Source organism: Undibacterium sp. Ji22W, from assembly GCF_049340305.1.
In the GTDB taxonomy this organism is placed as follows: domain Bacteria; phylum Pseudomonadota; class Gammaproteobacteria; order Burkholderiales; family Burkholderiaceae_D; genus Undibacterium.
The window spans coordinates 212509-228788 of the sequence record NZ_JBMPOU010000003.1 but is presented as its reverse complement, the minus strand read 5'-3'; the positions used below and the strand labels follow the sequence as shown (position 1 = coordinate 228788).

General features: G+C 47.8%; 11 protein-coding genes. 4 read left to right on the top strand and 7 right to left on the bottom strand.

Going from position 1 to position 16280, the window contains the following annotated elements; translation table 11 throughout:
- Nucleotides 1-53: 53 nt before the first annotated feature.
- The 7 genes from ACO0KW_RS13680 to queA all read right to left on the bottom strand — a co-directional run bounded on the left by ACO0KW_RS13680 (nucleotide 54) and on the right by queA (nucleotide 10709).
- Entirely contained in the window at nucleotides 54-3140 is a 3087-nt protein-coding gene (locus tag ACO0KW_RS13680; protein ID WP_423053773.1) for an efflux RND transporter permease subunit, read from the bottom strand.
- Nucleotides 3137-4414 carry an efflux RND transporter periplasmic adaptor subunit gene (locus ACO0KW_RS13675; RefSeq protein ID WP_423053772.1) on the bottom strand — a complete coding sequence of 426 codons (1278 nt, stop codon included), beginning with the start codon at nucleotides 4412-4414 and terminating at the stop codon, nucleotides 3137-3139. The genes ACO0KW_RS13680 and ACO0KW_RS13675 overlap by 4 nt, the downstream gene beginning before the upstream one ends.
- Before the next feature lie 249 nt (nucleotides 4415-4663).
- On the bottom strand, nucleotides 4664-5641 hold the full coding sequence (gene secF, locus ACO0KW_RS13670) for a protein translocase subunit SecF (RefSeq protein WP_423053771.1): 978 nt from the start codon (nucleotides 5639-5641) through the stop codon (nucleotides 4664-4666).
- A gap of 53 nt (nucleotides 5642-5694) precedes the next feature.
- Complete coding sequence (gene secD, locus ACO0KW_RS13665) at nucleotides 5695-7563, bottom strand: protein translocase subunit SecD (RefSeq protein WP_423053770.1); 1869 nt, start codon at nucleotides 7561-7563, stop codon at nucleotides 5695-5697.
- Between the two features lie 106 nt (nucleotides 7564-7669).
- Complete coding sequence (gene yajC / locus ACO0KW_RS13660) at nucleotides 7670-7993, bottom strand: preprotein translocase subunit YajC (RefSeq protein WP_423054668.1); 324 nt, start codon at nucleotides 7991-7993, stop codon at nucleotides 7670-7672.
- A gap of 271 nt (nucleotides 7994-8264) precedes the next feature.
- Nucleotides 8265-9398, bottom strand: a complete 1134-nt coding sequence (tgt, locus tag ACO0KW_RS13655) for a tRNA guanosine(34) transglycosylase Tgt (RefSeq protein WP_423053768.1) — start codon at nucleotides 9396-9398, stop codon at nucleotides 8265-8267.
- 279 nt (nucleotides 9399-9677) lie between these two features.
- On the bottom strand, nucleotides 9678-10709 hold the full coding sequence (gene queA / locus ACO0KW_RS13650; protein WP_423053766.1) for a tRNA preQ1(34) S-adenosylmethionine ribosyltransferase-isomerase QueA: 1032 nt from the start codon (nucleotides 10707-10709) through the stop codon (nucleotides 9678-9680).
- 127 nt (nucleotides 10710-10836) lie between these two features.
- On the opposite strand from queA, the gene recG reads away from it, so the two are divergent.
- The 4 genes from recG (at nucleotide 10837) to ACO0KW_RS13630 (ending at nucleotide 16215) form a co-directional block, all read left to right on the top strand.
- On the top strand, nucleotides 10837-12915 hold the full coding sequence (gene recG / locus ACO0KW_RS13645; RefSeq protein WP_423053764.1) for an ATP-dependent DNA helicase RecG: 2079 nt from the start codon (nucleotides 10837-10839) through the stop codon (nucleotides 12913-12915).
- Between the two features lie 263 nt (nucleotides 12916-13178).
- Complete coding sequence (locus tag ACO0KW_RS13640; protein ID WP_423053762.1) at nucleotides 13179-14090, top strand: SDR family NAD(P)-dependent oxidoreductase; 912 nt, start codon at nucleotides 13179-13181, stop codon at nucleotides 14088-14090.
- 367 nt (nucleotides 14091-14457) lie between these two features.
- Nucleotides 14458-15618, top strand: coding sequence for a site-2 protease family protein (locus ACO0KW_RS13635; protein WP_423053760.1), 1161 nt, complete (start codon nucleotides 14458-14460; stop codon nucleotides 15616-15618).
- A gap of 60 nt (nucleotides 15619-15678) precedes the next feature.
- Nucleotides 15679-16215 (top strand): DUF6265 family protein, encoded by a 537-nt coding sequence (locus tag ACO0KW_RS13630; protein ID WP_423053758.1) that lies wholly within the window; start codon nucleotides 15679-15681, stop codon nucleotides 16213-16215.
- Nucleotides 16216-16280: the final 65 nt, after the last annotated feature.

Genomic DNA, 16280 nt, shown 5'->3' with positions numbered 1-16280 from the left:
ATTGTTCATCGCTACTGAAGAAAAATTCCGGTCTATTTAAATGCGTTAAGAAGCTAAATCGCGTTCCCCACGATCGGTCCCTTACCACTATATTTATCCAAAGCCAGATAAATTACCGGCGTGATGAACAGCGTAATCGCTTGCGAGAAAATCAGACCACCAACTACCGCCAGGCCCAACGGTTGACGCAGTTCCGCGCCGGCACCTAAACCTAAAGCAATCGGTAATGCACCAACCAGCGCAGCCAAGGTCGTCATCATGATGGGACGGAAACGCTCGATACAGGCTTCGCGAATGGCTTCTGGCGGCGTCATGCCGCGATGACGTTGTGCATCCAACGCAAAGTCGATCATCATGATCGCGTTCTTTTTAACGATACCGATCAAAAGCAAAATACCGATGGTGGCGATCAGGGTTAAGTCTTTGCCGAACAATTCCAACATCAACAGTGCGCCGACTGCGGCGGATGGTAAGCCTGCCAAAATCGTGATCGGATGGATGAAGCTTTCATACAAAACGCCGAGCAAGACATAGATCACCAATAAGGCTGAGACAATCAAAATCAACTGACCCGATTGGGAATCTTTAAACACCGCTGCATCGCCGCCATACGATGTAATTACGGAAGCAGGTAGCTTGATCTCATCCTTGTATTTTTCAATCTTGTTGGTGGCATCCCCCAAAGGCATGTCTGGTGCCAGATTAAAAGACACAGTCACCGCTTGCAATTGACCTACGTGATTGATTGCCGTTGGGCCGACTGTGCGTTTGACGGTCGCAAAACTCGACATCGGTACTAGGCTGCCTGTGTTACTCCGCACATAAATTGCACCGATTGCCGCTTCGTCTTTTTTGTCTTCCGGACCCACTTCTAAAACCACAGCGTAGCTATCAACACTGGTAAATAAGGTGGCGATTTGGCGCTCACCAAATGCGCTATACAAGGCAGCGCGAATCGCATCAATCCCCACACCTAATGAGTTGGCGCGATCTCGGTCGATTTCTATGGATGCTTGCAAACCCTTTAGCTGCGAATCGGTTGTCACGTCTTTGAAGCCAGGATCGGCGCGCAATTTATCTTGCATCTTAAACGCCCAACTACTGAGTTCACTCGCATCCACACTCTGCATAATGTACTGATACTGACTCTTACTAGGGCGTCCACCGAGTTGCAAGTTTTGCGTAGGACGCAAGAACACCGTAATCCCTGGAACGGCTTTCAATTTATTACGCAAACTGTCAACGACTTCTTTCATCGGTTTGCGTTGATTGCGTGGTTTAAGATTGATAAAACCGCGTCCGGTATTTTGCGAACCGCCACCACCGTGGAAGGAGGAAACGGTCAACACATTCGGATCTTCGCGCAAAATCTTGGCGACTTTTTCCTGCAAGATCACCATCGCAGGAAACGAAGTATCTTCAGCCGCTTCGGTCGAGACATTTAATTGCCCGATATCTTCTTCTGGGAAAAAACCCTTAGGGATCGAATTGAACATATATGCCGTTGCAATGAAGGTCAGCAAAGCGACGAACAGAACTGACTTACGATGCGCGAGTGCTAAATCTAAGCCGCGCGTATAGGCATGCAAAGAAGCCGTGAAGCCACGTTCAAAACTATGCGTGAGTGCGCCTATCCATTTGGATGGTGGCAGATGTTCGCTCTCGGCTTTTAAGAAACGGCTGGCAAGCATCGGTACCAAGGTTAAGGACACGAAGGCCGATACCACAATCGCCAAGCTCACGACCACCGCGAATTCGTGGAATAACTGACCAATCACGCCCGGCATGAAGAAAATAGGAATAAACACCGCGATCAAGGACGTAGAAATCGAAATAATCGTAAAGCCAACTTCGCGTGAACCTTTCAACGCCGCTTCAAACGGTGTCTCGCCCATTTCTACGTGACGGATAATGTTTTCTAACATCACAATCGCATCATCGACGACCAAGCCAACCGCGAGCGTGATCCCAAGCAGAGAAATATTGTCGAGCGTGTAGCCAAAGCCCCACAATAAACTGACCGCACCAATCAAAGATACAGGCAAAGACAAAGCGGGAATAATCGTTGCAACCAGATGACGTAAAAATAAAAAGATCACCACGATCACGAGGAAGATCGTCAACATCAAGGTCAGGTTCACATCGTGCAAAGCATCGCGCACGGACACCGATCTGTCATTGGCAAGGGTGATATTGACCGAAGCTGGTAATTGCGCTTTAAAGCCTGGAATCGCCGCCTTAATCGCATCAACCACTTTTACTGTATTCGCATCTGTCTGGCGTTGAATTGCCAGCATGATCGCGGGCTCGCCATTGAAGTTACCAACGGACTTCACGCTCTCATAACTATCTTCTACGCTGGCAACATCGCGCAAACGCACGACCTGCCCGCCTTTGTTGCTGATGATAATATTCGCAAATTCCGCCGCATTCTGTAACTGCTTATTCGCGACGATAGTCAGCGTTTGTTTGTCGCCGTCCAGCGTACCCACTGGGGCGATCGAATTTGCTGCACGGATGCTGGTCGTGATTTCATCAAAGCCGATGTTGCGACTTGCCAATGCACCCGGATCGACACGAATACGCACGGCATAACGACGGATACCAAAAATATTCACCTGTGCCACACCGGCCAGTGTCGACAAATTTGGCGAGATCAAATGTTCAGCATAATTAGTCAATTCTGCCAAACTTAAAGAGGGTGATGTCAATGCCAACACCAAGACGGCTGAGTCTGCGGGATTGACTTTGCGATAGGATGGCAACGAAGTCATTTCTATCGGCAAAGAACGCTGCGCACGCAACAAAGCTGCCTGCACGTCGACTGCGGCGTCATCCACATTGCGGCTAGCGTCAAATTCTAGCGTCAACGAAGTCGAACCTAAGGTGCTGCTCGAACTGATCGTCGCTAGGCCAGGTATCGTGGAAAATTGTTTTTCCAGTGGCAGCGCAACCGAAGTCGCCATGGTTTCCGGGCTGGCACCTGGCAAACCCGCGCCAACACTAATCACCGGCGTGTTATAGCTAGGCAGTGCGGCAATTGGGATAATACGATACGCCAGAATACCTGCAACAACGACGGAAAGATTCAGTAAGATCGTCATCACTGGACGACGAATAAATAACTCCGATAAATTCATGATGCACTCGCTGCTGAGGCTGCTGCGCTGGTTGCCGTCGATGCCGCTGAACTGGCGGATGCACCAGCAGAAGCGGAGGCAGATCCATCTGCATTTTTCTTAGCTCCAGATTTATCTCCCTTAGCATCGCCTTCACCGCGTTCTTTGACAGGCACACCAGGACGCAGATTTTGTTTACCTTCTAAGATGACTTTCATGCCCGCGTCCAATCCGCTGACAATCGCATCATTTTCAAAGCTATACAGCACTTGCACTTTCTTCTGTTCGGCTTTGCCTTCGCTATCGGCGATAAACACCGTCACCGCATTCACGCCCATGACTAAGGCATCGCGTGGAATCACGATCACGTCTTTCAATGTTAAGACGCTCAAGTCAACATTCGCATACGCGCCCGGCCACAATTTCATTTCTTTGTTGTCGAAAACGGCTTTCACTTTGACGGTGCCAGACACGGCATCGATCACATTATCGATAAATTGTAGCTTGCCTTTGAAGACAGCTTTGTTATCTGGCAAGCTGGCGAGCGCGATGCTATCGCCCCGTTTCATGCTGTCTAAAGCATCGGACAAATTGCGCTGTGGAAGCGGGAAAGTAATCGCGATCGGATCCATCTGCGTGATCGTGACCAAGGCTGCGCCCGATGTACTTGGCTGCACCAAAGATCCAGGGAAGACATTGATCAGACCAGTGCGTCCGCTAACTGGTGCGACGATTCGGCTATAGGCTAAATTGACCTTCACCGCAGCGACAGCAGCTTTTGCTCCATCTACGACTGATTGCTGCGCCTGCACCGCGGTTTGTGCTGCATCCACTACGCTTTGTGATTGAAATTTTTTGGCGAATAATTCTTTGCTACGTTCTAACTGACGCTTATTTTCTGCCAGACTGGCGACTTCTTTGTCGAGCTGTGCTTGGGCTTTCGCCAGATTCACGCTGTCAGCACGATTATCTAAGGTAAACAACAAGGTGCCCGCTTTCACAAACTGGCCTTCTTTGATATGCACTTTTTCAATCACGCTACTCACTTGCGGACGCACTTCGACAATATTGAGCGAAGAGACTACGCCATTCGCTTTTAATTGGACCTCATAATTACGCTTTTGCGCGACGACCGTGTTCACTGTGACCGGGCGATTCTTATCACCCTTGGCACCAATGGTTTGTCCGGCCACCAACTCCGTGCCTTCCGAACCACTCTTTTTCCACATCCAATATGCGCCGCCAGCTGCGACTGCGATAGACAAAGCAAGTACCGGTATTTTTGCGTTTTTCATGTTATTTTGATTTTCAGAGCGAAGCACTTTAGACAGTTGATAGGCAGAAAGTTCTGCTACTACACACAAATTTCGTATTCTACGGTTGAAAATGGTGGTTCAATTCAGCTGAGTACCATGCTAGCCGCTTAGAAACTGCCATTATTTGTTTTATTGACGTATGGCATCTTAACAAAGAAAAAGCCAGCACTTAGGCTGGCTTGGTTCTTTTATACTTTTTGTTACGAAACCGCTGCAAAATATTTTATTTTAGACAACAGCTCCGTCTGTATCATCTTTTTCTTTCACTGGCTTGATCAAGTCTTCACGTTTCACGCCCAACCACATCGCGATTGCGGCCGCCACGAATACAGAAGAATAAATACCGAACAAGATACCAATCGTCAGGGCAATCGCAAAACCGTGCAAAGTTGGACCGCCGAAGAATAACATCGACAACACCATCATCTGAGTACAACCGTGGGTAATCACGGTACGGGAAATCGTGCTGGTGATTGCGTTATCGATGACTTCAGTCACAGTCGCTTTACGTAACTTCAAGAAATTTTCACGAATACGATCAAAAATAACGACAGATTCATTGACTGAGTAACCCAAGACCGCCAATACCGCAGCTAACACCGCCAGATCAAATTCCCATTCAAAGAAGGCGAAGAAGCCGAGAATAATCACAACGTCATGCAAGTTCGCAACAATCGCAGAAACCGCATATTTCCATTCAAAACGAATCGCCAGATAGGCCATCACGCCAACGATCACGAATAACAATGCCATCAGGCCGTCATGCGCCAATTCGTCACCCACCTGCGCGCCGACCAAGGCTGTGCGTTGCAACTTCACGTCCGGATGATCAGCTCTCAAAGCATTCAAGACACGCTCATTTTGCGCAGTAATCATCGCATTGAGTTCTTTTTCACTTGGCTTCGCGGCGCCCTCTGCAACTTTAGGCAAAGGCAAGCGAATCACGACATCTTGGGCTTTACCAAATGCCTGCACCACGACTTCATTCAAACCGAGCGCTTGAATGGTGCTGCGGATCTTGTTGTTATCAGCCGCTTGACTGTAGCTGACTTCCATCGAGGTACCGCCCGTAAATTCCACGGACAAATGCAAACTTTTCGTCACAAGAAAATAGACAGCCGCAACGAAAGTTAAAGCGGAGATGACATTAAAAATCAGCGCATTGCGCATGAAAGGTATGTCGCGTTTAATTCGGAATAATTCCATGATAAATCCCTAAATCTTTTCTGTAATTGACTAAGTGCTGGTATTGAGAATGATTACTCAGCTGGTTTCCAAATCTGTCCAATTGAAACAGAAGCCAATTTTTTCTTACGTCCGTACCAAAGATTGACCACACCGCGAGATACAAATACCGCAGAGAAAATCGAGGTCAAAATACCCAGACAATGCACAATCGCGAAGGCTTTAATTGGCCCAGAGCCAAATACCAACAAGGCCAGACCAACGATCAAAGTCGTCACGTTGGAATCAAGAATCGTCGCCCAGGCGCGGTCGAAACCCTGCAGGATCGCGTTTTGCGGCGAATTACCTGCTCGCAGTTCCTCACGAATACGTTCATTAATCAAGACGTTGGCGTCAATCGCCATACCGAGTGCCAAAGCAATCGCAGCCATACCCGGCAAAGTCAAAGTCGCTTGCATCACCGATAAAATACCGACCAGCAATAACAAATTGACTGCCAAGGCAAACACGCTGAAGAAACCGAAAATCATGTAGTAGACAATCATAAACACAGCGATCGCGGCGAAACCGTACATCGTGGAATGAATACCCTTAGTGATATTTTCCGCACCGAGTTGCGCACCGATCGTGCGTTCTTCGATCACTTCCATCGGTGCTGCTAAAGCACCAGCGCGTAACAGCAAGGCGAGTTCATTTGCATCATTAGTAGAACGCATGCCTGTGGTTTGAAACTTATTACTGAACAGACCTTGAATAGTCGCCACTTGCAAAAGTTCGCCTTTGCCTTTTTCAAACAAGACGAAGGCCATGCGCTTACCGACATTCAAACGGGTCGCATCACCCATGCGACGACCACCTTCGCTATTCAAATCGATGCTAACTGCAGGCTGTTGATTTTGATCGAAACTCGCCTGCGCACCGGTAATCGCGTCACCCGTCACGATAGGTTCTTTATACAAAATCGCAGGACCACCACGGCCAACTTTAAACATTTCGGAACCAAATGGCACCGCGGTATTTTCATCAACTGGACCGATCACACTTTCATCGACCAGACGTACTTCCAACGTCGCTGTACGACCGATAATCGATTTTGCGCGCGCGACATCCTGCACTCCAGGCAATTGCACCACGATGCGATCCGCACCTTGCTGCTGAATAATCGGCTCTGCCACACCAATTTCATTCACACGTTTAGACAACGCAGAAATATTTTGCTTCACGCCTTCGTTCATCAGATTCGTCAATGCTTCCGGCTTGATCGTGACTTTCATCGACAACTCAGTGTTCTCTGGTGTCACCGCATTGTCGACCAAGCTCACATCATTCATTTGGCGCGCGATAATTTCACGTGCTTTATTGCGTGTCTCTGCATCACGGAATTTAATTGTGACCGAAGAGGCATCACGCGAAATACCGGCGTGGCGGACTTCTTTATCTTTTAAAGTGCTGCGGATACTCGATTGCAATGCATTCAAGCGATTATTCAATACCGCTGAAGTATCGACCTTCATCAAGAAATGCACACCACCGCGCAAGTCCAAACCTAAATACATAGGAAAAGCGCGCAGCTTTTGCATCCACTCAGGCGTGTTCGGCAATAAATTCAACGCGACGGTATACACAGGATCGGTAGCATCGACGTTCAAGCCTTTTTCCAACGCGGCTTTCGCTTTGAACTGCACATCCGTATTCACAAAGCGCGCACGGATAGAACCTTGTATGCCATTGTAATCATACGAAAATCCGGTTGAGCTGACGCCTGCTTCTTTTAATATTTGTTCAACCCGCGCAATCATGCTGTTATCCACTTTCACAGTGGCCTTGGCACTATTAATTTGCACAGCGGGCGAATCACCGAAGAAATTCGGTGCAGTATACAAAGCACCAAAGACCAGAGCGATCAATATGATGATGTACTTCCAGAGAGGATAACGATTCATAGCGAGAGTCTAATTTAAACAGCATGGTAAAACGACGTAAAACTAATACACTAAAATAACGAAGGGGCAAACTTTAAATTTGCCCCTTTTGCTGCACAAGCGAATGTTATTTCAGTGTGCCTTTTGGTAGCAGTGTCGTCACTGCACTTTTTTGGATTTGAATATCGACGCCATTGCTCACTTCGACGGATACGAAAGTGTCAGAGACCTTGGTGACTTTACCAGCGATACCACCGGCAGTAATCACTTCATCGCCTTTTGCCAATGCATCGAGCATCGTTTTTTGTTCTTTTTGACGTTTCATCTGCGGGCGGATCATGACGAAGTACAAAACCACAAACATCAAAATGATAGGCAAAAAGCTCATCAAAGAAGATTCAGTACTCGCTGCACCAGCAGCTTGCGCATAAGCATTAGAAATAAACACGATAAAACTCCATTTAATAATTTTTTTAAAACAAATCAGTCACTTGCACGCATCTTGGGGCGATGTTGAAGATTTAAAGTCCTACAACACATTTGCCAAAATGATCAGCATTTTCATGCCAGGCAACAAAGCGCAACATTCTAGCACCTGGATCACCAGATTCTGTCAATTCAGCCCAGACAGCCGAAAACTTGTTGTGCAAACGATTCTTCCAAGCAAATTGGCGATGATAAGACGTAAATATTGTCGACTCATTACCAATTCCACGTAGAAATTACACCCCACGCGCCCGATCCGCCTTAAATTGCACAACAAACTCAGGGAAGCGGTCTTCATCCAAAGACAATCGAATCTGACGGAACAGATCGAGGTAGTAATGCAAATTGTGAATGGTATTTAAACGCGCACCCAGGATTTCGCCAGTGCGGTGCAAATGGTGCAGATAAGCGCGGGAGAAGTTTTTGCAAGCATAGCAAGTACAGGTTTCATCCAGCGGGGCTTTATCTTCTTTGTAGCGGGCGTTTTTGATTTTAACATCACCGAAGCGCGTAAAAATCCAGCCGTTACGGGCATTGCGGGTTGGCATCACGCAGTCGAACATATCGATGCCGTTGGCGACACCAGCGACTAAGTCTTCTGGTGTACCCACACCCATCAAATAGTGCGGTTTATTTTCTGGTAGCTTAGGACCGACGTGCGAGAGGATACGCAACATGTCTTCTTTTGGTTCGCCAACTGATAAGCCGCCGATAGCGATACCGTCGAAACCCATTTCATTCAAGGCTGCCAGGGATTCATCGCGCAGATTTTCAAACATGCCGCCTTGGACGATGCCGAATAAGGCGTTCGGATTTTCGCCGCCTTTGAATTCATTCATAGAACGTTGTGCCCAGCGCAAAGACATGCGCATGGATTTACCGGCTTCTTCGCTGGTGGCTGGACGACCATCGATTTCATATGGCGTGCATTCATCGAATTGCATGACGATGTCGGAATTCAAGGCTCGTTGAATTTGCATGGAAATTTCAGGTGACAAGAACAAACGTTCGCCACTAATCGGTGACGCAAATTTCACGCCCTCTTCGGTAATCTTGCGCATCGCACCGAGTGAGAAAACTTGAAAACCGCCGGAGTCCGTCAGGATAGGTTTATCCCAACCCATGAAATCATGTAAGCCACCAAATTTATTGATGACGTCCAAACCTGGACGCAACCACAAATGAAAGGTATTACCCAAAATAATGTGGGCGTCGATCTCTTTCAGTTCGAGCGGCGACATCGCTTTCACCGAACCGTAAGTGCCGACCGGCATAAAAATGGGCGTTTCGATCACGCCATGATCAACCGTAATACGACCACGACGCGCGGCAGTGGTTTTGTCTTTTTTGAGTAATTGAAATTGCAGCATAGGATTTACCGACCTAAATAAAAGTTGTGACTAGAAAATTAAAAGCTTAACTGTAGAGGCGTAGGATAGACATTCACCATTCAGATAAGCTGAACACTATCTGGTGTCATCCCTGCGAAGGCAGGGATCCAGTGTCTTTCGGCTGTTACGCCGCTGGATTCCCGCCTTCGCGGGAATGACGACAAATTAAACAAGAGCTTAGTTGAACGGCATTGCAGAATTTTCAGAAGTCTTGACAAAATGTCTCTGCGTACTCCGCGCCTCTACGTTTAATGTTTTTTATGAGCGATTAGTCAGCAACATCGCATCACCATAACTAAAGAAACGATATTTCTGCGCGATTGCATGCGCATACGCTTCTCGTATCGCATCGTAACCTGCAAACGCTGAAACCAACATCATTAATGTTGATTTCGGCAAATGGAAATTCGTTACCAGGCGATCAACCGTTTTGAATACATAACCCGGCGTAATAAATAAGCGGGTATCGCCACTTCCTGCTAAGAGTTCACCCGTCTGTGAGGCAGACTCAATCGCCCGCATACTTGTGGTGCCGACACAAATCACGTTGTTGCCTGTCGCTTTGGTCGCACGCACTGCGGCAACTGTCTCTTCGGGTACGGTGTACCACTCGCTGTGCATATCGTGTTTGCTTAAGTCTTCGGTACGTACCGGTTGAAACGTTCCAGCACCAACATGCAAGGTAACAAACGCGAGTTGTATGCCTTTGGCTTTACATTTTTCCAAAAGTGCTTCGTCAAAATGCAGACCTGCGGTGGGTGCAGCGACCGCACCAGGCACGCGCGAATACACGGTTTGATAACGGTGCTCATCGAAATCATCAGCTTCATGATTGATATAAGGAGGCAATGGTAGGCGTCCATATTTCTCGATGAGCTCAAACACATCACCGGGGAAATGCAGGGTAAAAAATTCACCCGCACGTTCGCCGACAGTCACATCAAACGCGTCTGCCAAGCGGATTTTGCTACCAGCAAGCGGCGACTTGGAAGCACGCAATTGCACGTGCACGATGTGTTCGTCCGGGGTATTTTTGATCACGCGCTCTACTAGCATTTCGACTTTACCACCAGTTTCCTTCGCGCCAAAAAAACGTGCCTTCAAAACGCGGGTATCGTTAAATACCAATAAGTCGCCTGCATCGAGTTGATCTACAATGTCGGCAAAATGACGGTCAACGATGCCTATGTCGCTCACGTGCAAGAGACGTGATGCGGTACGATCAGGCAATGCGGTTTGCGCGATCAGCTCGGGTGGGAGTTCAAAATCAAAATCACTGAGTGAGTACATAAAATTACACCAAATTTAAAACTTCATTGCGGCAGGAACCCGCTCTACGATTAAAAATCACACCACTGTACAAAAAACCAGTAGAATCGCCCGAATTGCTGTTCAAAACAACCCGCCATTTTACCCTATGTCTGAAAGCTCTCCTACTCCAGCCAAAAGCAAGAAGAAAGCAGCACCTGCTAAGCCTGTGCGGCTAGAAGAGAAGTTTGCCAAGCTTGGTCTACGGTCTGACATGGATTTTGTACTGCACTTACCGATGCGTTACGAAGACGAAACCGAAATCGTCTCCATGCGCGATGCGGGTTTTCGCGGTGGTAGTTCGGTGCAAGTCGAAGGAGAAGTGACGGAATGTGATATTCAATATCGACCACGCCGTCAGCTAGTGGTGACGATTAGCGATAATTCCGGACAAGTGGTCTTACGTTTTTTGAATTTCTACGGCAGCCAAATCAAGCAGATGGCGGTCGGCATGCGAGTAAGAGCGCGCGGTGAACTTCGGCATGGTTTCTTTGGTGCTGAAATGGTACACCCGACTTATAAGATGGTGAATGAAGGCGCGGCTTTGCCAACAGCACTGACACCCGTGTATCACGCTGGCGATGGTATCTCGCAAACCATGCTGCGCAAAGCGATTACTAGTGCCCTCACTAAAGTGCAATGGTACGACACGCTCTCCCCTAGCCTACTGCAACAGCTTGGGCTACAAGACTTTGAATCGGCGGTAAAGCTGCTGCACAACCCTCCACCCGATGTCGATCAATATGCATTGTTAGAACACGAGCATCCGGCATGGGAGCGCATGAAGTTTGATGAACTTTTGGCGCAGCAACTCTCACTTAAGCGCGCGCAGGCATCACGTCGCTCGCAAGGTGCTACAGCACTGCCGACTGTCGGTGCCTTGACGCAGGCATTTGTCGCAACACTGCCATTCAAACTCACCGGAGCACAAGAGCGCGTATTAGAAGAAATCCGTGCCGATCTCAAGCAAGTATTCCCAATGCAAAGATTATTGCAAGGTGATGTCGGTAGCGGAAAAACCATCGTGGCTGCGCTCGCCGCGACCCAAGCCATCGATAGCGGTTATCAAGCGGCCTTAATGGCACCAACGGAGATTTTGGCAGAACAGCATTTTCGTAAAGTCGCGGGTTGGTTAGAACCTTTAGGCATCAAAACTGCGTGGCTCACAGGCAGTTTAAAGAAGAAAGAAAAAGAACAAGCACAAGCCCTGATTGCCTCAGGTGAAGCGCAACTCGTGATCGGGACGCACGCTTTAATTCAAGATGCAGTGCAGTTTTCCAAGCTCGGTTTAGTCATCGTCGATGAGCAACATCGCTTTGGTGTCGCGCAAAGACTCACGCTACGCAACAAAGCCGAAGCGGGCAAGATTCCGCATCAACTGATGATGTCTGCAACCCCGATTCCACGCACGCTAGCGATGACTTACTACGCCGATCTCGAAGTATCAGTGATTGATGAATTACCTCCCGGGCGCACACCGATTGTAACGCGCGTAGTTGATCAAAATCGCCGCGATGAAGTAATGGAACGCGTGCATGCCGCGGCGCAAGAAGGCAAACAAGTGTATTGGGTTTGTCCGCTGATCGAAGAGTCCGAAGCTCTACAACTGCAAACCGCAACCGACACCCACGCAATGCTCAGTGCAGCCTTGCCCGACTGCCGCGTAGGTTTAGTGCATGGCAAACTCAAACCCGCCGAAAAACAAATCGTGATGGATGCCTTCACCCGCAACGAAGTGCAAGTCTTGGTGGCGACAACTGTGATTGAAGTCGGTGTCGATGTACCGAATGCGAGTTTGATGGTGATCGAACATGCGGAACGGTTTGGCCTCTCGCAGCTACATCAATTGCGCGGACGCGTGGGTCGCGGCGCAGCAGCGAGTGTTTGCCTGCTGTTGTACCAAGGCCCGCTCGGCCACACCGCTAAACAACGATTACTGACCATGCGCGAAAGCACTGACGGTTTTGAAATTGCACGGAAGGATTTAGAGTTACGCGGCCCCGGTGAATTCTTAGGAGCGAGGCAATCAGGCGAAGCTTTGCTACGATTTGCCAATTTAGAAAAAGACCAATATCTGGTTGAAAAAGCACGCAATCTAGCAGTGCAATTACTGGATCATGATATGCCTACGGTCGAAGCACATTTGCAGCGATGGATGGGGCATAGGGAAGAATTTTTGCGTGTGTAAGGGGAATTAGGGCTTGATCTAAGTCAGCTAGACGATTTACTCGGGAAATTTGTACTCGCTTTTAGTGGATTTTCAGTTATCTTATGGTTTACGTCTTAAGGATGGGTCATGACCTTGAAAGTATTTCTTGATTGCTCAGCGACCTTCATCCCCAACCCAACTTCGGCAATTCGCCGTTTGCGGGAGAAGCGAGTGTACCAACCGAATTTCAACTTTAATTTTGATTTCCACCTTATTTTTAATTTAGCTAAACAGGAGTCCGCATGAGCTTAGATTTTTCAGGTCGCGTTGCAATTGTCACCGGTGCCGGTGGTGGCCTTGGTCGTGAACACGCCTTGGCACTCGCTAAACGTGGCGCAAAAGTAGTCGTCAATGATTTAGGTGGCGCGCGCGATGGATCTGGTGGATCTTCGACAGCCGCACAAAATGTGGTCGATGAAATTATCGCCGCTGGTGGTGAAGCAATCGCGAACGCTGCGTCGGTTACCGACTTTGCCGCTGTTCAGTCGATGGTGCAAGAGACCATGGATAAATGGGGTCGTATCGATATTCTGATCAATAACGCTGGTATTTTGCGCGACAAATCTTTCGGAAAAATGGAGCTTGAAGATTTTCGCTTGGTGCTTGAAGTACATCTGATGGGAGGCGTGAATTGCTGTAAAGCGGTGTGGCCTATCATGACCGCGCAAAACTACGGCCGTATCATGATGACGACTTCGTCTTCCGGTTTGTATGGCAATTTTGGACAATCAAATTACAGTGCAGCGAAACTTGGTTTAGTGGGCTTAATGCAAACCCTTTCCATCGAAGGCGCCAAACACGACATTCGCGTGAATGCCTTAGCGCCGACAGCGGCCACGCGCATGACGAATGGTTTATATCCAGAAGCCATGCTCAACGCTATTCAGGCCAGTGATGTAGTTCCAGCGATGTTGGTGTTAGCTGCAGAAGATGCACCAAACCGCACTATCTTATGTGCGGGCGCTGGTAGTTTCGAAGCCGCCCACATCAGTTTGACGCAAGGACTATTTTTGGGACGTGGTGATGATGTCGATGAGCAGTTACTGGCGCGCTTACAGGAAGTAAAAAATACGACGACACAAAGCATTCCTGAAAATGGCATGGCTCAAGGTCATCAGGAAATTATGGCGGCGATGGGCGCGCATCGAGACTAAAATTGCAATGGATGCAATGCAGGCATTGTCTACTTTGACGATGCCTGTTTGATATTAAATTTCACTAACCTCCCCCCTAGCTTTCACATCTAAGCTCACTACACAAATCGAGAGGGAGGTAAAAGCTCTCGCGCTGTCAAGAAACGGTGGAGGTGGTGGTAGGTTAGATTGGTGAAATGCTTATTCAATATCATTCGCTACATTTGGGATGTACAGCAAGGACATAATTTCGGTACCTACATACTCTTGCCTTCACAGATTATTGCAAAAGCATTTTTCAAACGGATTGGAACCACAGAAAAATCCGTCAAACAATCCATTTTCTAATAGAATTCGCGTTTATTGAACGCTCTTTCATGGAATTAAATTGGAACTACTGAACATCGATTGTCTGGGTAGACCCCTCAGATTAGAAGGCTCTTTAGCCGGCTGGCAGCAATTATTTTGGGATAATAATTTAGTTGCTCAAAAAAATGCGAGTGCCGAAAACGAAGGCATGTATACGCATGAGTTTGAAATTCGAGTACAACAGGCACCCACCTCTGAACAAATTACAACTGATACGGATAAACCAACGCCAGCACAAATCCACAGCGAACAAGAACTTGCGAAAATCTTTGTGATCCGACTCGAAAGCAATCTACGCTGGCAACCCTTTTCACTGACCTATCGCTTAACGGTGAATGATCAATTAGTCAGTGAAGGTGAAAGAAATGCCAAGGATATAGAACGACAAGTGCCCGTCACACCAACTGAAGCACCACAAAAATTTAATTTGATCGGGATAGGCTCACTTGCATTCAAATTATTCAAGAGTGCAAAAGTCATCAAAGTGCTATTCGGGCTCGCCAGCCTTGCTGCCTATTCTTGGTTATTTTCATTTCAATTTGCGGTCGCTTTAATTGCCTGCCTAATGGTGCATGAATATGGCCATATCCGTGCGATGCACTACTTCGGCATGAAAACGAAAGGGATTTACATCATTCCGTTTATGGGGGGATTGGCACTATCCGACGATAAAATCAACACACGTTGGCAAGACGAAGCGATTTCTATCATGGGGCCGATTTTCGGACTATGCTTGTCCCTACTACTGATGTTGGCGTATTGGATAACCGGGAATGTTTTTTTTGCCGCACTAGCCAATTTTAATGCTTTAATTAATCTCATCAACCTACTCCCCATTTTGCCCTTAGATGGCGGGCACATTCTGAAAAGCATCGGCTTTTCGGTGAATGGTAAGTTTGGTTTAGTCGCTTTAATCCTCGGCTCCGTCATTGGCATTGTCGGCAGCTGGACATTAGGCTTAAGTTTTCTTGCTTTCTTTATGCTGATCGGCAGTATAGAAATCGTGATGGAATGGAAGATGCGGCATCAAAGTCATCTATTGCCACTCGATCGCTATGGACAAATATTCTCAACGATCTGGTATCTAGTCACGGTCGGTGCGCTGGTCGCCATCATGTGGTATTTCGCACATAGTGGGGATCCAATCTTGTCGGCACCAATGAATATTTTACGCAGCTAAGCATCACCTGTGCTTCACCTTACTCGCAACCGCTCGCAACCGTCAACAGAGGAAAACGCTATGTATCAGTTCAGAAAACTCTGTGCGCTGCTAACGTTTTTTCTCTGTTGCGCGATGCCTACTGTGGGCTTTCCACAAGCAATCACAGATGGCAATAAGGCGACAATTGATCTTCAACTGCTGCGTTGGATGTCAGGTGACTGGCAAGCGACTAACGCCAAACAAATCATCGACGAGCACTGGTCTTTGCAAGGCAACTCGCTGCTCGGTATTTCACGTACGCTGGAAGGCAATGTCAGCAAAGCATTCGAACTCTTACTAATAGAAACGCAAGGCGAAGATCTGATTGTGCGCCTGCGTTTTTTTGGCCCCGCCATCGAGAAAGCCACTCGTGGCAAAGACGAACCATTGCGTCTGAAAGTGATACTCGCCGACGCACAGCAATTAATTTGCGAAGGAGTAGGCAATGAAATCGGTACGACACTTAGCTACACCAAACTCAGTGGAGATCGTATGCAAGCGCAGATACGCAAAGTGCGGGATGGGAATATCGTTTGGCAGGAAGACTATGTCTTCCTACACATCAATCAGCAGTAGCCTGCCATAAAGTGAGACAAGCAAACACAGAGGCATCAACAAAAAAGAGCACGGGATAAAAATAT